The sequence below is a fragment of the Hymenobacter radiodurans genome, assembly GCF_004355185.1.
In the GTDB taxonomy this organism is placed as follows: Bacteria; Bacteroidota; Bacteroidia; order Cytophagales; family Hymenobacteraceae; genus Hymenobacter; species Hymenobacter radiodurans.
In genome coordinates this window covers 105862-129292 of sequence record NZ_CP037922.1, presented here as the reverse complement: position 1 = coordinate 129292, position 23431 = coordinate 105862, and the positions used below count along the sequence as shown (strand labels likewise).

Genomic DNA, 23431 nt, shown 5'->3' with positions numbered 1-23431 from the left:
CGCAATACCTTGTGCCCCAGTATCACCTTTGTCTCCTTTGAAACCGGTGTCACCTTTAGCACCGGTTTCACCCTGAATACCTTGGATGCCCTGCTCTCCTTTATCACCTTTAGCACCATCGACACCATTCGTACCGTTCGTGCCTGCTAGGCCTTGATCACCTTTGTCACCTTTATCCCTTTAGCGCCGGTTTCACCTTGAGCGCCTTGGATGCCTTGGTCACCTTTAGCACCAGTTTCGCCCTTAGCACCATCGGTGCCAGCTATTCCCCTCTCTCCTTGTGGGCCGATTGGACCAACTGCACCTTGTGTGCCAGTTGCACCGGTATCTCCTTTGTCACCTTTAGCACCGTCAACACCGTTCGTGCCAGCTGGACCTACTGGACCAGCTACACCTTGAATGCCTTGGATACCCTGCTCACCTTTGTCGCCTTTAGCTCCGACTACGCCGTCAGCGCCAGCTGCGCCGGTATCACCTTTATCGCCTTTGAAGCCAGTGTCGCCTTTTGCTCCGGTCTCGCCTTTTTCCCCCTGGATACCTTGAGCACCAGTTGCACCGATAGCTCCTTTCTCCCCCTGCGGACCAGTCAGACCAGTGGCGCCAGTTGCGCCAGCTACACCTTGAGGACCCGTAGCACCAGTAGCTCCGTCTCTGCCATCTCTGCCATCTCTGCCATCAAGACCGTTTGATCCTGCTACGCCTTGGATGCCTTGAGCGCCAGCAGGTCCGGTTGCACCGGTATCCCCTTTGTCACCTTTGTCGCCTTTAGCGCCATCAACTCCGTTCGTGCCGTTGGTACCATTAATGCCGTTTGCACCATTAAGGCCGTTATTACCAGCTACACCCTGAGCACCAGTAGCGCCGGTATCACCTTTATCGCCTTTGGCGCCGGTTGCCCCGTCTTTGCCATCTACACCATTGGTGCCATTGGTGCCATTGATGCCCGCAATACCTTGTGCCCCAGTATCACCCTTGTCTCCTTTAAAACCAGTATCACCTTTAGCACCGGTTTCACCCTGAATACCTTGAATGCCTTGAGCGCCAGCAGGTCCGGTCGCACCGATATCCCCTTTGTCACCTTTGGCACCATCGACACCATTCGTACCGTTAGTGCCAGCTAGGCCTTGAATGCCTTGGATACCTTGCGCACCAGTAGCACCGGTCTCGCCTTTAGCTCCCTGATCACCTTTAGCGCCTGTGTCACCGGTAGCACCTTTTTCGCCACTATCGCCTTTTAAGCCTTGAGGGCCAGTTGCACCAATTTGCCCGGCAATGCCTTGGATACCTTGGTCGCCTTTGGCACCGGTATCTCCTTTAGCACCACTGTCGCCAGTAGCACCTTTCTCGCCGCTGTCGCCTTTCAGGCCCTGCGGACCAGTCGGACCAACTGGTCCAGCAATTCCTTGGTCGCCCTTAGCGCCCGTATCACCTTTGTCGCCTTTCGCACCATCTACACCATTGGTGCCGTTGGTGCCCGCCGTGCCCTGTGCACCGGTGTCACCTTTTAAACCTTGAATGCCAGCAGGCCCGGTCGCACCGGTATCGCCTTTATCTCCTTTAATACCAGCAGTACCCTGAGGACCGGTAGCACCAACTGGACCAGCCGCACCTTGAGGACCCGTAGCGCCGTCTTGGCCGTTAACACCATTCGTACCGTTCGTACCAGCGATGCCTTGTGGACCTTGCGCGCCGGTGTCACCCTTGTCGCCTTTGGCGCCATTTAAACCGTTAGCACCAGTGGCACCCGTAGCGCCAGCTACACCTTGAGGACCAACCGGCCCGATAGGCCCAGCTGCACCTGTATCACCTTTAGCACCAGCAGGACCAGTTGCTCCCATTGCCCCGGTTGGGCCGACTGGACCTTGTGGTCCGGCAATAGTCGGCAGGGTTACAGCATTAGTAGCATTTAGCCGCAGTTCGTTACCATTGATTGTAAGAAAATCTAATGGTTTAGCTATCAGCTTACCCGTGTTATCGGTAGTAACCATTCGGTTTCCGCCGCCTGCTAGTGTGGATAAAGTGGTATTTCCACCTACCGTCAGCGTACCACCTATCGCACCAGTACCATTGATGCGGAAGTTGGCACTTTGAATAGCCGCGCTCTGGTTCTCAATGTATGGTGAACTACTTGCTTTGGTCCCACCAGTATTACCGTTAGGAGTACTGATCGTATGCCAGCTTTCTACTCCTATTTGTGCGCTGCTCGTGGCTACTCGCACCCAGTTAGTAGGAGTAGCACCATTAGTTCCTGTTGGGCCTCCAGCGTTATAATATAGGCCTACTCCACCTGGAAGGGATGCATTAATATTGAAAAGCATCAGCCCGGTAGCCGGGTTCGGCACCGTCGTGTTATCGGTGCTTGAGGTAAGAGCAACACGCGGGATCAGAAGGCCACGGTTACTGCTCGAGATGTCGAGCGCAGCTGAAGGATCGGGGTTGCGCGTGCCAATGCCTGTCTGGGCAAAGCCCACACCTGCAAGTGACATAAATCCGGCAACCATCACAAGCCTCAGCGGAGGCAAGAAATGAGTAGAGTTGTGCATTAGGCAGAACGGTTTATTTGTGATAAAAAAATTATTAGTATGATCTTCTTAAGAAGACAGATACACTTTTCAACTGCGTGTGACGTTGCCAGCAAAATCAGTGGGACCATTGAATCCACATTTGTCTTGTAGGCTATGAGGCCTTGGGAGGGTGGGAAAAAATCTACTCATAAATTTGGCATTAAGGGTGGAGACTATACTAACGTTTATTATTTAAGTGCAAATATTTTGGCAAGCGCCCAATCGCTCAAGAGATTAATAACTCAGGATGCATCGGATGATTGTAATTGGAGCATATTGACCAATATCTATGTGAATATCTAATAAAAAATGGGACCCTTCTAATTTTTTCAGAATTTTTACAACATTTTTTATGGCTTATCCGTAAAGAGTCGGTTTTGTTCGTTAAGCAGCGTTTTTTAGTAGACTAATACATTTGCACATCATATATTTTGAACTATCTATATAATGAGGTGTAACAATTGCCGAGCTTGCAAAAGATATTGCGTCCTAAAGTTATAAAATTCACATACTAGCCTGAATACAAGCTTTTTATATAATAAATAGCTTTCTTTAGACCATTATTATATCCTGTACTAAAAAGGACTTACACTTATAATAATTATATTTATATCAGCATATCTACTATCAGCAATACTCATTTGCAAACTAATACGCGATTTAAAACTGCACCCTATCATAGATAAAGTGTCCGTGTTTTCTACTTGAACATTTCTAAGAATCTATAATTTGATTTATTAACGTGACTTTAGGATTGTTTAAGGCTTGATTTAGGATACAACTGCTAAATCATTGTGGAAAAGCCTACTACACGTACTTTAGAATTCTCCTACTTGCTCAACAACTAGCACGTACTTCGGTGACTTCACCGCAGTATCAGGAAATCCTAGTGCCATCTGATAGAACAGATTATTATAACTGTTCAGCTAGGTGGATACCCTCCAGTATTCCTTGGCTTTAACTTAGACAAGCCACTGTATTCTATGGCCGGATTATCCCAAACCTGTATCTTGGCTTATGCGCAAAGTGGTCCTATATATTGCCGCGAGCCTTGACGGGTATATTGCCTCGTCCGATGGCTCTGTTGACTGGCTGCCGCCTATTCTACCAGAATCAGATTATGGCTACGCTGATTTTTTAGCTTCCGTCGATGCTACATTGATGGGTCGCATTACTTATGAACAGATACTCACCTTTGGTGAGTGGTCGTACCCAGAGCTTGTCAACTACGTTTTTACCAGCAACCCTCCCGCTGAGGCGGCACACTCATCCGTCAGGTTTGTAACGGCGGAGGCAGTTGAGTTTGTCGGGCAATTGCGGCAGCAGGAAGGCGGCACAATCTGGCTTATTGGCGGCAGCAAGCTGGCAGCCCCGTTGCTGGCGGCAGCGCTGGTGGATGAGCTGATGCTATTTGTGGTTCCGAGGCTACTAGGCGAAGGTATTCCGCTGTGGGAAGCTCCAAAATCTGCACAGCCGATTAAGCTGCTACGCAATCATGCCTGGCCCAATGGGATGATACTGTTGCATTACCAACTCACCAACATCGAATAAAAAAGCCCCCAGAGCAAGTCTGGGGGGCTTTTTTGTGCTGTTTATCCTCGTTCGCATGAACGAGCTACGAACTAGAACAGACTGGGCGTTTCCGTTTTTAGTTGGGCAATAACCGTTTCGCCGCCTTTCACTTTATCTCCAAGCTGCACTTTCAGTATTGTATCCAGCGGCACATAAATATCGACACGGGAGCCAAACTTAATGAATCCGAACTCTTCGCCCTGGCTTACTTCGTCGCCTTCGCTCACGTACCAGACAATGCGACGGGCCATAGCGCCGGCAATCTGCCGAAAAAGGACCATCGGCCCGGCTTCCGATTGTACTACTACCGTAGTACGCTCGTTTTTGGTGCTGCTTTTGGGGTGCCAGGCCACTAGGTAATTGCCGGGGTGATATTTGAAATAGCGCACTACACCCGAAATCGGGTTGCGGGTGATGTGCACATTGATAGGCGACATGAAGATGCTGATCTGCTTGCGCACATCATCAAAGTATTCCGGTTCGTGTACGTCTTCAATCACGACCACTTTTCCATCAGCAGGCGCAATTAGCAAATCCTCGTGGGTGAGCAGGTTGCGGTAAGGGCTGCGGAAAAACTGCAACAGCAGCAGAAACGCCACGGCCGATGCCACGACGAAAATGATATTGAAGGTTTCGTTGCGACTATTAAATCGGAACAGCAACAAATTAACAGCTAGCAGAGCCAGCAGCGTAAAGAATAGTATACGTCGTCCTTCTTTGTGAATCTTCATAAATCGCAGATTAGCTGCGCTGACCTAAGGCTGAACCCAACCGACAAAATGCGCGGCTACAAGGTTTCAGCTAATCAAACAGATAAGAAAACTGGGTTTGTTGTCGGGTTTAGTCACGAATGTACAAAAGCCTGACAAAGATAGCCCGGACTAAAGGGTCCGGGCTATCAATTAGACAGTTTTACGACTACTCTGTTTACATACGCGCAATTCAGCTATTTGGTCTAATAACCCATGAAGCTGACTGTGGCGTAACCACGAAAGGCCTAGTAGCCGCCGCGGAACTTGTACGTCTGAGCTACTTTATCAATTGCTACTACGTAAGCCGCGATGCGCATAGGCACTTTATATTTCTGGCTGGTAGCGTACACTTTCTCGAAGGCGTCGTTCATGATGCGCGCGGCGCGCTCAATCACCATGCCCTCGCTCCACTTATAGCCCAAGCGGTTCTGCACCCACTCGAAGTAGGACACGGTAACGCCGCCAGAGTTAGCCAGAATGTCGGGCACTACCATAATACCCTTACGGTTGATAATGTCGTCGGCGCTGGCTGAGGTTGGGCCGTTGGCACCTTCCACGATCAGCTTCGCCTGAATTCGCTCAGCGTTGTGCTCCGTTATTACGTCCTCAACAGCAGCTGGTACCAGTACGTCTACAGCGCTGATTAGGAGGTCGTCGGGGTCCATGGCAGTGGCACCAGTGTAGCCCTCTAAGCGGCCGTTATGCGCGTTTTTGTAGGCAATAGCTTCATCGATGTTGATGCCTTCCTCGTTCCAGTAAGCACCGCTGATGTCAGATACGCCCTTGATTTTCACACCTTTCTCGCAGAGCAGCTTAGCCGCCCACGAGCCTACGTTGCCAAATCCCTGTACCGCTGCCGATGACTTGGTGGGGTCCATACCGAGCTTTTTCATAGCCGCAATGGCAGATACCATTACGCCCCGACCGGTAGCTTCTACCCGACCCAAAGAGCCCCCCATTACCAAGGGCTTGCCCGTCACAACGGCGGGCGACGTAGCGCCTGTGGTTTTAGAGAATTCATCCATCAGCCAGGCCATTTCGCGCGGACCAGTACCCATGTCGGGAGCCGGGATGTCGCGGTCGGGGCCAAACACGTCTTTCAGAGCCAGCGTGTAGCCACGGGTCATACGCTCGATTTCGCCGGCACTCATCGTGGTGGGGTCGCAGATAATACCGCCCTTGGCTCCGCCATAGGGAATATCAACTACGGCGCACTTCCAGGTCATCCAGGCAGCCAAAGCTTTTACCTCATCGAGGTGCACGTGCATGTCGTAGCGGATACCGCCTTTCGACGGACCCAGAATCGTGTTGTGAACCACGCGGTAGCCTTCAAACACCCGAATTTGGCCATTGTCCATGGTCACGGGAATATTGACGATTACCTGCTTATCAGGCGCTTTTAAAACGTTGTAAGTTGATTCATCCAGACCCAGAATCTCCGCCGCGATATTAAAACGCGACATCATTGATTCAAGCGGATTTTCGCGGTCCACAATTGGAGCCGGCTCTTTGTACACCGTGGTGACAGCCATAGAAGAGGAAGAGTTGAAAAAGGGTGGGACTATAATTCAGGACGCATAAAGGCCGGGTGGAGCCCAAAATGCCCCCTGTGTTTGGGGTGGTCAAAGGTACTAGGTTTGTGCATACGCTGAATAAACCGCCTTGGTGCTTCGCTGTGCAATAATTGCCCCAATCCATATGCTTTTCCCAGTTCGGGGAAAGGAAACAGGCTTAAGCTCCACAGCTGAATGCCGCGGAGCCTAGTTAGCAGAACCCTGAAAATCAAGAATATAGTAGAAGATTTCTGGCGGCAAACTCCACAAATCAAGCAGTGCGCTGATATGGTCAGGCTTACTCCACTAATAGCTGTAGCAGCACCAGCACCGGCAGGACCAGCAGCAACGCGTCAAACCGGTCAAGCAATCCACCATGACCCGGCAGAATACGGCCGGAGTCTTTCACGCCTACACTGCGCTTCAGCATCGATTCGGCCAGGTCGCCGAGCACTCCAAATACGGCGACGACGGCAGCAGCAACTAGGCGGTGCGAGAGTGGCATATCGGGCAGTAAATAGCCTAAGGCCCAGCCCATCACCAGGGTAAGCAGGGCGCCGCCAATCCAACCTTCCCACGTTTTGCCGGGCGAGATGTTGGGGGCCAATTTATGCTTGCCCATAGTTTTGCCAGCGGCGTAAGCACCAATGTCAGCGGTCCAGACGAGGAAAAGCAGGGCGAGAACTCGGCGGAAGTCGTAGCCGGTTTCGGTGAAGGCCAGCACGCTGAGCAAGCTCATCGGGATGCTCACGTAGAATAAGCCCAGCAGATTCACCCCAATGTTCCCGAAGGGGTTTTTGGAACGTGGCCACAGAATCATTTCCCGCAGTATCAGCAGGACGGGTATGAGGACCAGGCTGCAAAGTAAGGCCCGCTGAATTAGAAAGCCAAACGAATAAAAAGCCACTGAGCTACCCGGTGCAGCATCCGCATTGTAAATCTGAATGGCCGAGTTGCCTTCCGTATTGTAATGTCCAGCTCCGGCAATTAAGTGCACGCCCATAAAAAGCAACACACTCACCCCCACCCCCATAGCTGCCACCGGAGCGTAGCCAGTCTTGCGCATCATGCGGTAAAACTCAAGCAGCATCTTGGCCTGTACTAAGGCAAAAAATACGGCGAAGCTCCACGCGCTGTACCAGATGCAGCCGAATAGTAGCGCAGCGCCAATAGCACCAAAAATAATGCGCTGCGTGAGGTTGGACATCGGCTTCTTGCCCGGCGGCTGGTCGGTCAGAGTAGATTCGGCTGGGGCGGGCGTGGGGGGCAAAATAGCGAGGTTAATGGAAGATAAAAGTTAGGAAGCCGACTTGTCATCATCGACTTCAATGCCCCGGCCGCTGAGCGTGTGGCGCTCATGTGGCACGGGCGCATCGGCAGTGCGCACGGCTATACCAGTGCTAGCAATGGTATGCGCCTCCGTCGGCTCGGTAGCGGGGGCCATTTTTTGGTACAGATAATATAGAATACCAGCCGAAAGCAATGCCGAAAGCAGCACCAGCGGCCACGGAAGGCTTTCCGTTGAGTCAGGATTGAAGGCATCAGTCGTCAAAGCGCGCTGCTGCACTAAGTATAGCAGGACAAGCTGAAAGGCATTCTGGGTAAAGTGTGCAGCCATAGGCACCAGAATATTGCCGCTCCAGGCGTAGAGGTAGCCAAAAATCACGCCCAAAGCCAGGCGCGGAATGAAGCCAAAAAACTGGAAGTGGATGGCGCTGAAAATGGCGGCCGACAGCCAGATACCGACGTGGTGACTGCCCGTCCACTGCACCAGGTTGCGCTGGACGACCCCGCGGAAAACCAACTCCTCACTAATGGCCGGCACGATGGCAATGACGAGCAGCGCTACTAACAGGCGTGTTACTGTATTAAATTGAGTCAGCGACTTGGTCATGGCTTCTGCCTTATCCTCCAGTTGGCGGGCCCACGTTTCGAACCCCTGCATGAACGGCGGGAAGTGCATTTTAGCATTCCATTCTATCAGGCTCGACATGGCGGGGAGGCTAACGATGACAAGCAGCCCGGCCAGTAGCAGCCATTCGGTGCGCGTGGGGCGGCGGGGGGCAAAATACTCAGTCCAGCGGTAGCCTTGCATCCAGGCCAGCACCAACGCCGAACCGGCAAAGCCGATAAACAAGGTCAGGCCCTGGCTGAGCATAAGTAACGCCCAACCATCGGGGTGCGAGTCGGGCCGGCTTGTGACGTTGCCCATTTCCAGCAAGCCAATACCGTAGATGCTGCTAGCCAAGACTGCAATTAAAAATGTGGCTATGCACAAGCCGCCCACCATTAGGCCAACGAGCAAGACCAGGGTCAGCAATGGGTGCAATCGGCTGGACACGAAACCTTTCATAGCAGACAGGTGGTTACGGGAAACTTGGAAGTGTCGTAAATTTGCGCAAATTCCTCTAACTGCCTACTTGTGGTACACATCCGCGACCTCGCTCTACCCGATTTCCCCTTGCTGTTAGCTCCAATGGAGGACGTTTCCGATCCACCGTTCCGGGCCGTATGCAAAGCCAATGGGGCTGATTTGATGTACACTGAGTTTATTTCCTCGGAAGGCCTGATTCGGGACGCAGCCAAAAGCCGCAAAAAGCTCGACGTGTTCGACTATGAACGGCCCATCGGCATTCAGCTGTTTGGCTCCGATGTGGCCACCATGGGCGAGTGCTCTGCCATCAGCACCGCTGCTGGCCCCGACCTGATTGACATTAACTACGGCTGCCCCGTGAAGCAAGTGGCTTGCCGGGGAGCCGGAGCAGCCCTGCTGCGCGATATTCCAAAAATGGTGGAAATGACTTCTGCCGTGGTGCGGAATACGCACCTGCCCGTGACGGTAAAAACTCGCCTGGGCTGGGACGATGACACCAAAAACGTGGAGGAAGTAGCCGAGCGCTTGCAGGATATTGGTATTGAGGCGCTTACCGTGCATGGCCGCACCCGCGTGCAGCTCTACAAAGGCGAAGCCGACTGGACGCTTATTCACCGGATCAAAAACAACCCGCGCATTCGTATTCCCATCTTCGGCAACGGCGACATCGATTCGCCCGAAAAGGCGGCGCTTTACAAAGAGCGCTACGGCGTCGATGGTATTATGGTGGGCCGGGCCAGCATTGGCTACCCCTGGATTTTTCGCGAAATTAAGCACTACCTGGCTACTGGCGAAAAGCTGGCGCCGCCCACTATTGAGGAGCGCGTAGCCATGTGCCGCATGCATTTCGAGAAGAGTATTGAGTGGAAAGGTCCGCGCGTGGGCGTGTTTGAGATGCGCCGCCACTATGCTCAGTATTTCCGGGGCCTGGAAGGCGCCAAGCAGTGGCGCACCCGACTTGTAGACGCTGAGCAGCCCGCAATCATTCTGGAAATTCTGGAAGAAATTGCCGCTGCCGAGCCGGTAATGGTAGGGTAGCACTCTGCTTTAGCCTAAAAGCCCGCCCTAGCCAGTGGGGTGTTCTCGTATTTTTCTTAAAAAAAGCCCCCCAGTTTCCTCTACAATGCCTTCATCTGCTACGGTCGCTCCGGCGGTTACTATCGCGCCTATTCAGCGCATTCCAGCCTCGGCCTGGGTGTTGTTGGTTGTGCTGGCTTGCATCTGGGGCACCTCGTTTATTTTGATGAAGAAAGGGCTGGAGGTGTTTTCGGCCTTAGAACTGGGGGCGGCGCGGGTGAGCATTGCGGCGCTGGTACTGTTGCCGTTCGGGCTGCGCCACGTGCGGCGCGTGGAGCGTGGCCGCTTCAAGTATTTGCTGCTGAGCGGCGTGGTGGGCACGTTTATTCCAGCTTTTCTTTTTGCCTACGCCGAAACCAAGCTGGCCTCGGGGCTGGCGGGCGTTCTTAATGCCCTGACGGTCGTATTCACATTGCTGGTGGGTGCGTTATTTTTCCGACAGCCCATTACGCCACTGCGAGCTTTAGGTATCGGGCTCGGCTTTGTGGGTACGGTGGTTCTGATGGGCCTAGGCGGCAGCGGCGGCTCGGCCACTCCTACCGGCCTGGGCAATGCCTGGTACGGCCTCTATATTGTGCTCGCCACCATGGGCTACGGGGTGAGTGTAAACGTGATCAAGCACCAGCTGCATGGCCTGCCGTCGCTGGCCGTCACCAGCCTGATTCTGCTGCTGATCGGTGGGCCCGCCCTGATTTTTCTTTTCGGCTTCACCGATTTTCTCACGAAGCTCTCCACCGTGCCCGGCGCCTGGTCGGCCCTGGGCTACATTGCGCTGCTGGCCTTTATGAGCACAGCCGTGGCGATGGTACTGTTCAATAAGCTGATTCAGGAGTCCACGGCGCTTTTTGCCAGCTCCAATACCTATCTGGTGCCTATTGTAGCGCTGGGCTGGGGCGTGTTGGATGGCGAAACCATCAACCTGCTGCATTGCCTGGGGATGATTATCATCCTGGGGGGCGTTTTTATGGTAAACAAAGCAAAGTAGCTCCCGCCGCCACCTGCGTCTTACCGTCGTCGGCAGAATTTATCCGGTACTTACCAGCCGTGGTGCCATACTAAAAGGCCCAGCGCCGTGAAGGCCGCCAATGCCAAGCTCCAGGGCCAATTAGCTTGTATAAATCGACGCCACTTAGCCGGTTTATAACGTCTTTTTCGCACTGTTTTGGGCATGGCACAACATACGCAGTAAGTCGTATTGCCGGATTTTAGCTCTCTGCCTACGGATTCTGGCAGGTTTATGTGCGGCTAAAAAGCCACCCAAACCTCAAACTGAACCCACCGGTGCGCCCGTCCGCCCCGAAACTCCGGAGACACCCAAGTAGCCGATGGCTCGAAGCGGAGGCCACCGTAGGCAAGCACTACTCCGCCGCTGCCCTGCACTACTGTGCGCTTCAACTGCTCAGCACGCAGCGTATAAGGACTCTGCCGATTAAGTATTCCGCCTTGCATCGTAGCATTGTAGCCCACCGCTCTTCCTTCCAGGCGACCTTGGGCATAAAGCTGAAATTTTTGCCCCCCAGCACGCCCTGCCGCCGAGCTTACGCCCAGGTTACGGAAATACGGATTCATCTTGCCCATGCGCAATAGCAAACCTGTGGCTGCCAGGGTATTCAGTGTACCCACCGAGGTTCTCGCCGTACCAATTAGCTCCGCAAATTTGCCCCCCAGCAGCTGTTTTTCGAAGCCTAGCTGATAGCCCAGCACCAGATCGTTTTGCACTTGATAATCCCAACCTCGCGGCGTGGGTGCATCCAGCAGTTCATGCACTTTGGTTTGAAAACCCTTGGCCCCGGCAGCCGGCCCCATAAATCCTATGTCGAGACCAGCAGTAAGGCGCTGCCGTTGTTGGGGCTGATTGGCTACGCGGTACAGCGAAGCATAGATATAGGAGGCATACGGCCGGTCGCCCACCCGAATAAAAGCATCCTGTATTCGCAGGGGCGTAAAGCCATCATAAAATACCTTCACGCCATAATAGCGCACCGCCGCCATTTTGCCCCCCAACAGGATTTTATTTACCGGCGACTTAGCCAGCACGGGCAGCACTACATTCAGGGTCATGCCTTGGGTAAAATAATAATCGGTGCGAAAAAAGGCGTCGTTGGCGAATGAATAAGCAATGATGTGGTCAGAACTGACGACGCTACTGTCGGGGGGCATTTTTTGGGCCCGCCCGGTTTCGATAAGGATAAAAATCAGCAGCAAAGTGCTCAGCCAGTAGCGCATAGTGCGCTATGTACGCAGTTCACGGCCGGTTCAGTTTGGGCTCGTTAGCAAGCAAAGCACATCGTATGCATTCCTGAAATAGTTGTGAGAATCAAGGATTTAATTGAAACCCTTGTGCGTCATTCCGTGAAAGCTACCGCTACATTTGCTGCGTGCGGGGGGCTTTTCTGTAGTTTGGTCCGAACACGAATCAGCCTTACCTTTCTTTATCACCTAAGCTACACGAGCTAGCTTATCCCGAGCACTGCTCTAGTTTCAGAATTTCTGCCTGGTCTTAGGGCCAGTATCACACACAACACATGTCTATTCGCACTGATAATAAATGGGATTGGGAAATCGGATCCAAAACCAGCTGGTGGGGTACTAGCCTACCCGACCTCTGGGCCTACCGCCATTTAGCGTCGGGGCTGGTACGCCGCGACTTCCTGCTCGTCTATCAGCAGACTATTCTGGGACCGCTGTGGGTGCTGTTACAGCCGCTCCTAACCCTGATTACGTATGTCATTGTCTTCGGCAAAGTAGTTGGCATCTCAACAGGAGGTACTCCGCCCGTACTTTTTTATCTAGCAGGCATTATCCTCTGGAACCTGTTCAACGATACATTTACCAGCATCTCATCCACTTTCCGCGACAACGCCCAGGTATTCAGCAAGGTCTATTTCCCGCGTCTTATTATTCCCTTTGCGCGCCTAAGCGGTTACCTGTTCAACTTCGGTATTCAGTTCGGCTTGCTGGCAGTAGTGCTGGCATATTATATCATTTTCAAGGGCTTACAACTACCTGACATTCAGTGGCTACTGCTTGCGCCCGTAGCAATTTTGCTGGTTGGAGGTATCAGCTTTGCACTAGGTTTGTTCTTCTCTGTATTAACGGCAAAATACCGGGACATGAGCTACCTGATAGGATTAGGAACCCGTCTGCTCATGTTCCTGACTCCCGTCATTTATCCAGTCGGGTATGTATCAGAAAAGTGGCGCTGGCTCGTGCAGCTAAATCCTCTTACGCCCCTATTTGAGCTATTTCGCCGCTCCCTTTTGGGCCAAGGAGTGGTAACTTTTCCCCTATTCGCTTACAGCTTCATCACTACGGCTGTGCTCCTGCTGGCCGCGCTGCTTATTTTCAATAAGCAAGGGGATAAGCTAATAGATACTATCTAAGGTCGTATGTCAGAAGTAGTTATCCAAGTTGAGAAGTTATCCAAAGTTTACCGTTTAGGCACCATCGGTACGGGCTACCTGCTACAGGACCTGCAACGTTGGTGGACCACAACGGTCAGAAAACAACAGGATCCTTTTTTTCAGCTGCCCGACGCCCAGTCGCCTAATGCTGCCCAGAGTCAGGCTCTCTGGGCCCTGCAAGACATAAACTTTGAGGTAAAGCAGGGCGAGGTCTGGGGCATTATTGGTAGCAATGGCGCGGGCAAATCCACGCTCCTTAAAATCATATCGCGCATCATTCGTCCCTCCGCTGGTTTTGTCCGAGGCCGAGGCAAAGTGAGTAGCCTATTGGAAGTAGGTACAGGGTTCCATTCAGAGCTTTCTGGTCGTGAAAACATCTACCTCAGCGGCTATATCCTGGGAATGAGTAAAGCCGAAATTCGCACCAAATTCGACGAGATAGTAGCTTTTTCCGGGGTGGAAAAATTCTTAGATACCCCCGTAAAGCGCTATTCATCCGGAATGTATGTACGACTGGCTTTCGCTGTAGCCGCTCACTTGGAACCCGATATTCTGATTATCGATGAAGTACTTGCCGTCGGCGACGCTGAGTTCCAGAAGAAGTGCTTAGGTAAAATGAAGGAGGTAGCCCACAGTGAAGGCCGCACTATTCTCTTTGTCAGTCACAGCATGCAAGCTATTACTAACCTCTGCGATTATGGTTTGTGGCTACAACATGGCCAAGTGCAGGAAAGAGGAAATGCAGGCAGCGTTGTCAATAGCTACCTTACCCATGTTCAACAACTTAAGCTTAGCCAAACCTGGGCTACTATAGAGCAAGCTCCGGGCAACAATCGAGTTCGATTCAAATCCGTGGAACTTATTCCTCACTTGCCAACGCCGGATGCCCCCCTAGATGTACGGGCGGCACTGACGGTAAAATTCGAGTTTTGGAACCTAATGGATGAGGCTCTGCTCAGTGCAGGCCTACACCTGTTCTCCTACGCGGGGGAGTGCATCTTCGACGCTCCGGCTCAACCTATCCCCTGTGCCACCGGAGTCGTAACTGGTGAATGTCACATTCCGGGCAACTTTCTGAACGACGGATCTTATTATATTTCTTTGGTTATCGTGCAGAATGCCTCCGAAGAAATATTTTACTATGAGGAGTGTTTGTCTTTTGAACTAGAAGATTTTCGGGGCGATATGCAAGGTTATGGTAAATGGATGGGGGCCGTTCGGCCGCACCTTCCCTTCCGATTGTCTACCCAGCCCGTCATTTTTTTGTAACTAGGTATGAGCGACGCTCTCCCTTACCACATTATTCATGTCCCGATGCATGAGCCGCTGGTATCCCCGCCCCTAACCCGGTCGCAGGGCAACTATCTAGTGTTTTGGTGGCATGAGATAGCTCTTGGACAATTGTTTATCGAACCAAACCAAGAGTTCACGGAAGAGGCATACTACTCGGCAGTGTACGCAGCTATTCAACCAGCATTGCGCCAGTATGAGCAACCTCATTCCTTAAGCTCGCTGTCCTACTCGCTCTGGCTCCACCTAATAAATACCGACACATGGAATGCTTGGATGGCAACGGCTTTAACGGTTGTGTTACCTATTTCTTTGCCAGCGGAAGTTCCTATCTCCGTAGTTATCTGCACACGCAACCGTGCGGCGGTGCTGGCTCGCTGCCTAAAATCTTTATATGCGATGCCGTGTCGGCCAAAGGAAATAGTCGTAGTCGACAACGCTCCTACTGATAATTGCACCCGAGAAATCGTACAAGAATTTTCAGGCGTAGTTTATATTAGGGAACCAAGGATCGGTCTCGATATAGCCCGTAATGCGGGTATTGTAGCAGCTCACTGCCCTGTAGTAGCTTTCATAGACGATGATGTGGTTGTGCATCCTAATTTGATCTTTAGAATTTGGGAAACCTTTCACGAGCCAACTACTTCTGCGATGACAGGTTTGGTCATTGCTGCGGCCTTGCAGACAGAGGCTCAGTTGATTTTTGAGCAGCACTGGAGTTTTAATCGGGGTTATGTAGATAAGTTCTACGATGAGTCATTCCTCCGGCCTACAGCAGAGTCTGCACCCCGAGTATGGGATATTGGAGCAGGTGCCAACATGGCCTTCCGAAAATCCATCTTTGAGGAGGTAGGGTATTTTAATGAGTTGCTGGATGCTGGTGCGGCCGGTTGTAGCGGTGATTCGGAGATGTGGTACCGAATTTTATTACACGGGCATACTATTCGCTATAATCCACGCGCCATAGTATACCATGAGCATCGGAAGGGAATGAAGGAATTGAAGCGTCAACTCTTTTACTATATGCGTGGGCATGCTGCTGCTGCGCTCATCCAACATGACCAGTCTCCTAAAGTCGGTTATGCCAAGCATACCTACTTTCATTTACCTAAGTACTATGCTCATCAGATTAAAATAGGCTTTCCATACTTTCGTTTTCGCAGTCGCACCTTGTGGGCGGAGGTGAAAGGGGTTGCCGCTGGTATTGCTTTCTACTATCGCCATCGTACGCCACAGCGCTGCCTCTCGTGATGGACTCCCCCCCTCTGTTCTATATCCTCTAGTTTCTGTTATCATCCCCTGCTATAATCACGGCAGGTATTTACCGGAGGCCTTGGCCAGCATCTGGCAGCAAGATTATCCCGCTATTGAGGTCGTCGTCGTCGATGACGGTTCCACGGACTCAACCCGGACGGTAGCAAAGAGTCATCCATCCATCACCTACATTTATCAAGAAAATCAAGGGCTATCCGCCGCTCGTAATACGGGCATTGCCCGCAGCACAGGGCAGTACCTCGTCTTTCTAGACGCAGATGATTGGCTCCTACCCGGAGCTCTTCGTATCAATGCGGGCTACCTGCAGCAAAATCCTGCGCTGGCATTTGTCTCAGGTGGCCACTACAAAGTTGTGGGCACGAGTATGCGTACAGTGGACACACCGGCCGTGGTGGGTGATTATTACATGGCTCTGCTGCAAGGAAACTATATTGGGATGCATGCGACAGTAATGTTTCAGCGCTGGGTATTTGCAGCATATGCCTATGATCCTACGCTGCCTGCATGTGAAGACTACGACCTGTATTTGCGCTTGGCCCGCACCTATCCCGTCGCCCATCACACTCAGCGCATCGCTGCTTACCGCATGCATACTACGAATATGTCCGGCAACATACCCTTGATGCTCACCACTGTGTTAGCAGTATTGCATCGGCAAAAACCACACTTACGGAACGCAGCAGAGCAGGAAGCGTACAGTCTAGGTCAACTTATTTGGAAAGGTTATTATAGCACGGAGTTATATAATCGCCTTGCTGCCCCCGGCGCTGCTAGGGCTACCTATATAGAACTTCTAACCCTTAGCAAGCACTACCCCGCGCTACTTTTTCGTTATCTCTTCGGACCAACAACCTCTATGTTCAAGAAAATCCTCAAGAGGTACGCGCCTACGGTGGGCCTACGCTTCCTGTCTCAGAAGGGTCTCTATCAAGGATACTTGCCGCCAGTCGGACAGGTAGAACTTGGCGATTTGGGGCGAACCAAGCCGTTTAGTACTGTATTTGGCTACGACCGAGGAGGACCAGTAGACCGCTATTATATCGAGCAATTTCTGCAACGAGAGGCCGCAGCCATTCGGGGGCGCATCTTAGAGATTGGCGATAATGAGTATACGCTCCGCTTTGGCTCAGACATCACCCAGAGCGATATTTTGCACGTAGACGCGAGCAATCCTCGCGCCACCATCATTGGTGACCTGAGCAACGTGCAACACGTGGCGGATAATTTATTTGACTGTATTGTGCTCACCCAAACACTGCATCTTATTTACGATTATAAGCAGGCACTGGATACCTGCTATCGGCTGCTGAAGCCGGGCGGCACGTTGTTGCTTACAGTGCCCGGCATTACTCCCATTGATCATGGGGAGTGGAAAGAAACCTGGTACTGGTCTTTTACCGATAAGGCGCTGCAGCGCCTTTTTGCGGACGCGTTTCCTGGGCCGGGAACCAGCAAAATTCAGTCACATGGCAATGTGCTTATTGCTGCCGCCTTTCTGTATGGCATGGGCGTGTCGGAGGTAACGACGCAGCAATTACAGGACCATGACCCGCATTTTCAGGTTATCAACACGGTGAAAGCCGTTAAGGTCTTACCCCTTGCTCAATAAGATAGGATCTTTTCTAGGTTTTGCCCCCCGAGCACATGTGTGCGTGCTCATGTACCATCGGGTGGCAGAACTCGAGTCCGACGTGTGGAATCTAGCTGTGTCGCCCAGTCACTTTGAGCAGCAGATGGAGTTCTTACATCGCAAAGCGAGGGTGATTTCCGTAGAGGAACTAGTGGAAGCAATAGACAAAAGAACCCTCAAACCGCGGAGCGTTGTCCTAACCTTTGATGATGGCTACGCAGACAATGGTCTTGTTGCTAAGCCTATACTTGACACCTACGGTTTGCCGGCTACATTTTTCATTGCGTCTCAGACGATAGATACAGCCACTGAATTCTGGTGGGATGAACTAGAAGATATTATACTACTGACAAAGGAATTACCACAAGCATTCTTCGGCACCGTTGCGAACACAGAACTATATCTAGCGCTAGACTCAGAGGTCAGTTTAAGTGCTTCCCTACGAGCTCAACATAAACAGTGGTCAGCCAGTGAGGTGCCTCCTCCTACGTTACGGGCTAAGTTATTTCTGCAGATTTGGGAGTTACTGCGCCCCTTGCCTTCCGACGAACAGCAGCGGCAGCTGCACCAAGTCCGGCAGTGGGCGGGGGTTGCTCCCAGTCAGCGCCCGACGTACCGCAGTCTTTCGCGGCAGCAACTGCAAGACCTAAGTCAAAGCTCCCTACACACGCTTGGCGCGCATACACACTCGCATCCTGCTTTGTCTTTCCACCCGCGCGCAGTACAACAGCAAGAATTAGTCGACAACAAAGCTTTTTTAGAAACCGTAACGGGCAAACGCATACAGTATCTCACGTATCCCTACGGAAACTACATTCCTGAAACCGTAGCCTTAGCTGCCGAGTTAGGATTTCGGGCCGCCTTCACTACAGAAGCTTTACCAATCGGTTCGGTCTCTGATAAATATCGTCTTGGTCGTTTTCAAGTCCGAGACATGCCTGCGTTGAACTTTGCGCAACAGTTGCAAGGATGGCGACAAAGCTCTTAACATCGCGCTTATATGGAACACGCTGCCTATCCACTGGTAACAGTCGTTACCGCCTTCTTAAATGAGGCGCGTTTTCTAGCGCAAGCGGTCGAGAGCGTGTTGCAGCAGGAATATGCACACTGGGAGCTATTGCTGGTTGACGACGGCTCGACCGACCAAAGTACAGCTATAGCCAAAGAATACGCGGCACAATTTCCAAGCAAAATTTTTTACTGCGAACACTCCGGACACGCGAACCGTGGGCTTAGTGCCAGCCGCAATTTCGGCATTCGGCAAGGTCGGGGGTCACTCATCGCTATTTTAGATGCGGATGATATTTGGCTTCCCGCAAAACTCGCTACGCAAGTAGCTCTTTTCCAGCGCCACCCAGAAATTGGGATGGTGGCCGAGGCTTCCTTGTATTGGTACAGCTGGGATGGCTCAGCCCAGGCCGACGTGCTCATCCCAGTGGGTGCACCCGCCGACCGGGTATATCCGCCCGCAGAGTTGCTATTGCGGTTGTACCCATTGGGTACTACTGCCGCACCCTGCCCGTCCGGTTTAATGATCCATAGGCGGGCATACCTAGCCGTCGGAGGCTTTGAAGAATCCTTCAATAAAGAGTTTCAACTTTATGAGGATCAAGCCTTTTTAACAAAAGTTTATCTAACCGAACAAGTCTATATCTCGGCAGCTTGTCATAACTACTACCGCCAGCGCGTAGGCTCCATTGTCCAGGCCGTAAATCAGCAAGGGCTGTATCATCGTGTGCGCCGGCATTTTTTGGAATGGTTTTCCACTTACTTATTGCATGGCCATTTTTCTAACAGAGCCGTGCAACAAGCACTCGCCGCAGCACTCTTTCCCTACCATCACCCGTTACTCCATGGCCTACGTGGCCTAGCTGTAAGATTGAAGAACAGAATAAGACTGTAAAGGGTGTAACCGTTGCGTAGCCCAACTATTTTCATGACCGGCCGCGTGACGATTTGTTAATTGAGGAGCCCCAAAAGCCCCCAGACTGAGACAGAGCATAATGCTTCTACGACTGCCGTTAGATTTGCCGCAGGGTCCGCCGCAGCAAACGCGCCATATCTACCACGAATGCGAAGCCCACATTAAACGGCTTACTTATCGTCTGAGCCACCGTGGGCTTGAAAATGAATTTATCTAGCTCCTGAAGCATCTGGGGATGTCGATCAGCCTGATGGATGGTCAACACAGGTTGACCGTCCCGGCGAAGTAAATAGCCCCGCTTATCGTAGATGTAAGGGGACGGGTCAGCCGTGCCTACCGTCATGATAATTCCTTGCTGATTATCCAACTGGATGGTCGGCTCTAATGCTCCTTGGTAGAACAAGAAATTGTGAATTGCTTGGTCTACGCAGTTCACGGCGTCTTTCGTAGTCGCTATTGCAGCCAGTATCGTGCGCAGGTAGCGCATCACTTGGGCAGTTGGCCCCAAGGTAGTGCCCGCACACGTTACCCGTTTATCCTTAATTTCTTCTAATATGGCTTCGTCATAGCCAGCCAGCAACCACTCCCACGTCCAGGTGCACTCCACAATAGTTTGCGTCTCCATGGCTACATGCAGAGCATTCTTTATTGGAAAATCAAAGGGGTCTTTTTGAAAGATAACGTCTTTGATATCTGTTAGCAATACGTGCTCATAGAGTTGGCCCTTACGCAGCAAGTAATCATAATACAGAAAGTGGCGGTAGTTGTAAATATGGATGGGGCTCGGGAGAAAATTGACATTCTCTGGATGGGGCTGCGTAACAAAGGGAAAATCATACTGAAACGGAATCAGCTCAATAGGTAATTTTTGCAGTTTTTTGATTAAAGTTGGATCGTTATTAGGTCCAACGAACAAGCATAAATGACCTCGGAAACTAGTTTTAAATAGAGATTTTAAGAATCGGGATATATCTTCATAGGCGTAACTATCAGCAACACTAAGAATCAAATTCTTCCGCATGATATAAGTAGATGAAATTTACCTTACGATATGATCGAGGATAAGCAACGTATTCTTGACGGAAATTACTCGTAACGGTCACTGTGCACTAGGTTAGGAGCAATTATCAAGGATAGTATAATAAAGTGAGTAAGGCACTTAATCCCTCCGCTGGCGGCTTCTACCCAATTATTAGAGCCAATGAACCATCATTCGCCATTAGTGGCATAACTACAATCAGACCTTCTTCAGGCCCAGCTTGCTATGCTTGTAGCCGTAGCCAAAATACACGCCGAGCCCCATCACCAACCAGGCAAAAAACAGTAGCCAGTTGCTCACGCCTAGCTGCGTCATCAGGTAGAGGTTGGTGAGCAGGCCTAGCACTGGCAGCAACGAGAGCCGATTGCGAAAGGAAGCAATGCTCAGGTACACGCAGAAGCCCAGAAACACCAGCATCGGGATGTAGTGACGGAAGCCTTCGTAGCCACTGTCGCCGCGCACGGCACGGCCGAACTCGGCTACCTGCTCGCCGTTATAAGTCAGTAATAAAATGCCCCCCACGAGTACTACCAGCGGCACAAGGAACTTGCCATTGAGGTAAGGCACCTTGAAGCGTGCGTCGGAAGTACCGTGTGGATCAATGAGCAGAATACCGCCACACACCAGCGCAAAGGCGAACAAGGTACCGATGCTGGTTAGGTCGATTACTAAGTCCATATTGAGCAACAAAGCCGGGATACCCACGAATAGGCCCGTGACAATGGTGCTAAAAGACGGGGTGCGGAAGCGGGGATGTACGCGGGCAAACACGGGGGGCAAAAGTCCGTCGCGCGACATCGACATCCAGATGCGGGGCTGGCCAATCTGGAACACGAGCAGCACTGACGCCATAGCGAAAATAGCACTTACCGCTACCAAGCCCGCCAGCTTTGGCAGACCAACTTTGGTGAAAACGAAAGCCAGCGGGTCACCTACACCGAGTTCCTTATACGATACCATACCGGTGAGTACCAGCGTAATAATCACATAAAGTACCGTACAGATAATCAACGCGTATATCATAGCGCGGGGCAAATCGCGCTGCGGGTTTTTGCACTCTTCGGCGGTGGTGCTGATGGCGTCGAAGCCAATGTAGGCGAAGAATACGGCCGATACGCCTTTGAGCACACCGCTCACGCCGTTAGGCGCGAAAGGGGTCCAGTTGCCAGTATTCACATAGAAAACGCCTACTATAATTACTATGGCTACTACAATGAGTTTGAGTAGCACCAATAAATTGGAGGCATTTTTTGATTCTTTAATCCCCACGTACACAAGGCAGGTAATCAGAAACGTAATACCGAAAGCAGGCAGGTCGATGACTAAGCGAAGAGAATCAGTGAGTTCTGGCGCGCTAATCCAAGTTTGATAGCCAGCCATATCGGCGGGCGAGGCCTCGGTGAGGGGCCGCCCGGCTAGCATCAGCTCCAGCACAGTATGGTAGCCTTGATAAGCGCTCTGAAAACCCATACTTAGGTAAGCAGGCACCTCTAGCCCAATGCCTTGCATGAGTCCGGTGAAGTAATCGGACCAGGAAATAGCGACCACGATGTTGCCTACCGCATATTCCATAATCAGAGCCCAGCCAATTATCCAGGCCGTTAACTCCCCAAAGGATGCGTAAGCGTAGGTATAAGCCGAGCCACTGATGGGAATGGTAGCGGCAAACTGCGCGTAGCACAGCGCCGAAAATGCGCAGGCAATGGCGGTGAATACAAAAAGCAGCGACACAGCCGGGCCGCCGTCGTGGCTGGCATTGCCGATGGTGCTGAAAATACCGGCCCCAATAACAGCAGCAATACCCAGCGCGGTGAGGTCGCGCACGGTGAGGTTGCGTTCCAAGGCACCTTCTTCCGTGCTACCAGGGTGGGCGGCAGTGTCGACAGGCGGGTTTTGCAGGATGGTGGAAATGTCTTTACGACGGAAGAGGGAGGAAAAAGAACTCATTCGAAGGGTGAAGGGCAGAAGGTTTGGGGGGCAAAAGATAAAGAATATTGCGGCGGGGCTGCACACCCCGGCGCTAGCTTCTTGTCAGATGGCGCCCAATTGAAGACCAGAGCCGCGGAGCGCTTTGCCCTGACTTAGTTTGGGGGGGGCAAAATTTTTGGCTATTTCGTGTGGAATTATCTCCGGCGTGGCATCAGCAGGGAAACGCTAATCCCTCGCAATTATGTCGCATCGCCCCACTATTACTATTCCAAAGCCCTGTCATGAAGGCTGGGCCCAGATGACACCCGCTGCCCAAGGTCGTCACTGCGCCGCCTGCGACAAAGTAGTCGTGGATTTTACGCGCATGACCGATGCCGAAGTAGTACAGTGGCTCCAGCAGCGGCCGGCGGGTAGCACCTGTGGGCGATTTGCAACGCAGCAGCTGAATCGGCCACTGTTAGTAGCGCCGGCTACGCACGCTTCGCGTTGGCAGCAATGGGTAGCGGCGACGTTGGCAGTAGTGGGCATGCAGGCGGGAGCGGCACCGGAAGCGCAGGCTCAGCGCCCCATCTCGACGCAGCAGCACGTCATTACAATGGGAATGGTGGCAGTACCACGCCGTGTGGAGCCATTCTTGGCAAATTTGCCCCCCAGCGTGGTGAGCGGCACTGTGCTCGATTCGGCGTCACGGCAGCCACTTCCGGGCGTTAGCGTGCTGGTCGTAGGCACTAATGTGAGAGTTAGCACCAATACGGACGGACAATTTGAGTTGATTCTTCCCGACGAGTTTCGGAAAGTGAAAGCTGTCAAATTGTTATTGAGTTCAATAGGCTATATCCATCGAGAGTATACCGTTGATCCAAAAAATTCTGCTGTGCTGGTTATCAAGCTGGCGCCGGACACCGTGCTACTGGGTGAAGTTGCCATGATCGGTGGCTACAATGTGGCTCCCTGGTATACCCCACGTGGCCTATGGCAGCGAGCTACCCGTCCGTTTCAACGCCACTAACTTCGATTTCAGCAAACCTTTTGCCCCCCAAAGTCCTTC

Annotated in this window: 19 protein-coding genes; 11 read left to right on the top strand and 8 right to left on the bottom strand. The window is 51.9% G+C overall.

Annotated elements, in window-relative coordinates:
- The first annotated feature begins 9 nt into the window (after positions 1 to 9).
- On the top strand, positions 10 to 150 hold the full coding sequence (locus tag EPD59_RS22100; protein ID WP_240731564.1) for a hypothetical protein: 141 nt from the start codon (positions 10 to 12) through the stop codon (positions 148 to 150).
- Here EPD59_RS22100 and EPD59_RS01500 read toward each other — a convergent pair.
- A complete protein-coding gene (locus EPD59_RS01500; RefSeq protein WP_165963436.1) occupies positions 147 to 2486 on the bottom strand; it encodes a collagen-like domain-containing protein in 2340 nt (779 codons plus the stop codon). The genes EPD59_RS22100 and EPD59_RS01500 overlap by 4 nt on opposite strands.
- 1095 nt (positions 2487 to 3581) lie before the next feature.
- On the opposite strand from EPD59_RS01500, the gene EPD59_RS01495 reads away from it, so the two are divergent.
- Entirely contained in the window at positions 3582 to 4115 is a 534-nt protein-coding gene (locus EPD59_RS01495; protein ID WP_133271241.1) for a dihydrofolate reductase family protein, read from the top strand.
- 71 nt (positions 4116 to 4186) lie between these two features.
- Here EPD59_RS01495 and EPD59_RS01490 read toward each other — a convergent pair whose 3' ends face one another.
- The 4 genes from EPD59_RS01490 to EPD59_RS01475 all read right to left on the bottom strand — a co-directional run bounded on the left by EPD59_RS01490 (position 4187) and on the right by EPD59_RS01475 (position 8794).
- On the bottom strand, positions 4187 to 4867 hold the full coding sequence (locus EPD59_RS01490) for a phosphatidylserine decarboxylase family protein (protein ID WP_133271240.1): 681 nt from the start codon (positions 4865 to 4867) through the stop codon (positions 4187 to 4189).
- A gap of 266 nt (positions 4868 to 5133) precedes the next feature.
- A complete protein-coding gene (locus tag EPD59_RS01485; protein ID WP_133271239.1) occupies positions 5134 to 6420 on the bottom strand; it encodes a Glu/Leu/Phe/Val family dehydrogenase in 1287 nt (428 codons plus the stop codon).
- Between the two features lie 319 nt (positions 6421 to 6739).
- Entirely contained in the window at positions 6740 to 7711 is a 972-nt protein-coding gene (locus EPD59_RS01480) for a phosphatidate cytidylyltransferase (RefSeq protein ID WP_133271238.1), read from the bottom strand.
- Positions 7712 to 7738: 27 nt separating this feature from the next.
- The gene (locus EPD59_RS01475) at positions 7739 to 8794 is read right to left on the bottom strand and encodes a CPBP family intramembrane glutamic endopeptidase (RefSeq protein WP_133271237.1); all 1056 of its coding nucleotides are present in this window, start codon (positions 8792 to 8794) and stop codon (positions 7739 to 7741) included.
- Positions 8795 to 8863: 69 nt separating this feature from the next.
- Here EPD59_RS01475 and dusB point away from each other — a divergent pair, with 69 nt between their 5' ends.
- Both dusB and EPD59_RS01465 read left to right on the top strand, forming a co-directional pair.
- Positions 8864 to 9853: a tRNA dihydrouridine synthase DusB gene (gene dusB / locus EPD59_RS01470; RefSeq protein WP_133271236.1), complete on the top strand. Its 990-nt coding sequence runs from the start codon at positions 8864 to 8866 to the stop codon at positions 9851 to 9853.
- Between the two features lie 85 nt (positions 9854 to 9938).
- Positions 9939 to 10877, top strand: a complete 939-nt coding sequence (locus EPD59_RS01465) for a DMT family transporter (protein WP_133271235.1) — start codon at positions 9939 to 9941, stop codon at positions 10875 to 10877.
- A 260-nt stretch (positions 10878 to 11137) separates the two neighbouring features.
- Here the strand turns inward: EPD59_RS01465 and EPD59_RS01460 are convergent, their stop codons facing one another.
- Positions 11138 to 12118: a lipid A deacylase LpxR family protein gene (locus EPD59_RS01460; protein ID WP_133271234.1), complete on the bottom strand. Its 981-nt coding sequence runs from the start codon at positions 12116 to 12118 to the stop codon at positions 11138 to 11140.
- A gap of 299 nt (positions 12119 to 12417) precedes the next feature.
- Between EPD59_RS01460 and EPD59_RS01455 the strand changes: the two genes are divergently transcribed.
- The 6 genes from EPD59_RS01455 to EPD59_RS01430 all read left to right on the top strand — a co-directional run bounded on the left by EPD59_RS01455 (position 12418) and on the right by EPD59_RS01430 (position 19394).
- A complete protein-coding gene (locus EPD59_RS01455) occupies positions 12418 to 13275 on the top strand; it encodes an ABC transporter permease (RefSeq protein WP_133271233.1) in 858 nt (285 codons plus the stop codon).
- A 6-nt stretch (positions 13276 to 13281) separates the two neighbouring features.
- Entirely contained in the window at positions 13282 to 14565 is a 1284-nt protein-coding gene (locus EPD59_RS01450) for an ABC transporter ATP-binding protein (protein WP_133271232.1), read from the top strand.
- A gap of 6 nt (positions 14566 to 14571) precedes the next feature.
- Positions 14572 to 15837: a glycosyltransferase family 2 protein gene (locus EPD59_RS01445; protein ID WP_133271231.1), complete on the top strand. Its 1266-nt coding sequence runs from the start codon at positions 14572 to 14574 to the stop codon at positions 15835 to 15837.
- 82 nt (positions 15838 to 15919) lie between these two features.
- The gene (locus tag EPD59_RS01440; protein ID WP_240731563.1) at positions 15920 to 17470 is read left to right on the top strand and encodes a glycosyltransferase; all 1551 of its coding nucleotides are present in this window, start codon (positions 15920 to 15922) and stop codon (positions 17468 to 17470) included.
- A 61-nt stretch (positions 17471 to 17531) separates the two neighbouring features.
- Positions 17532 to 18479 (top strand): polysaccharide deacetylase family protein, encoded by a 948-nt coding sequence (locus EPD59_RS01435; protein ID WP_165963435.1) that lies wholly within the window; start codon positions 17532 to 17534, stop codon positions 18477 to 18479.
- A 12-nt stretch (positions 18480 to 18491) separates the two neighbouring features.
- Positions 18492 to 19394: a glycosyltransferase family 2 protein gene (locus EPD59_RS01430; RefSeq protein WP_133271229.1), complete on the top strand. Its 903-nt coding sequence runs from the start codon at positions 18492 to 18494 to the stop codon at positions 19392 to 19394.
- A gap of 118 nt (positions 19395 to 19512) precedes the next feature.
- On the opposite strand, the gene EPD59_RS01425 is transcribed toward EPD59_RS01430, so the two are convergent.
- Positions 19513 to 20040, bottom strand: a complete 528-nt coding sequence (locus tag EPD59_RS01425) for a hypothetical protein (RefSeq protein WP_133271228.1) — start codon at positions 20038 to 20040, stop codon at positions 19513 to 19515.
- 612 nt (positions 20041 to 20652) lie between these two features.
- The gene (locus EPD59_RS01420) at positions 20653 to 22401 is read right to left on the bottom strand and encodes an amino acid permease (protein WP_133271227.1); all 1749 of its coding nucleotides are present in this window, start codon (positions 22399 to 22401) and stop codon (positions 20653 to 20655) included.
- A gap of 223 nt (positions 22402 to 22624) precedes the next feature.
- On the opposite strand from EPD59_RS01420, the gene EPD59_RS01415 reads away from it, so the two are divergent.
- The gene (locus EPD59_RS01415) at positions 22625 to 23392 is read left to right on the top strand and encodes a carboxypeptidase-like regulatory domain-containing protein (RefSeq protein WP_133271226.1); all 768 of its coding nucleotides are present in this window, start codon (positions 22625 to 22627) and stop codon (positions 23390 to 23392) included.
- The last annotated feature ends 39 nt before the right edge of the window (positions 23393 to 23431 follow it).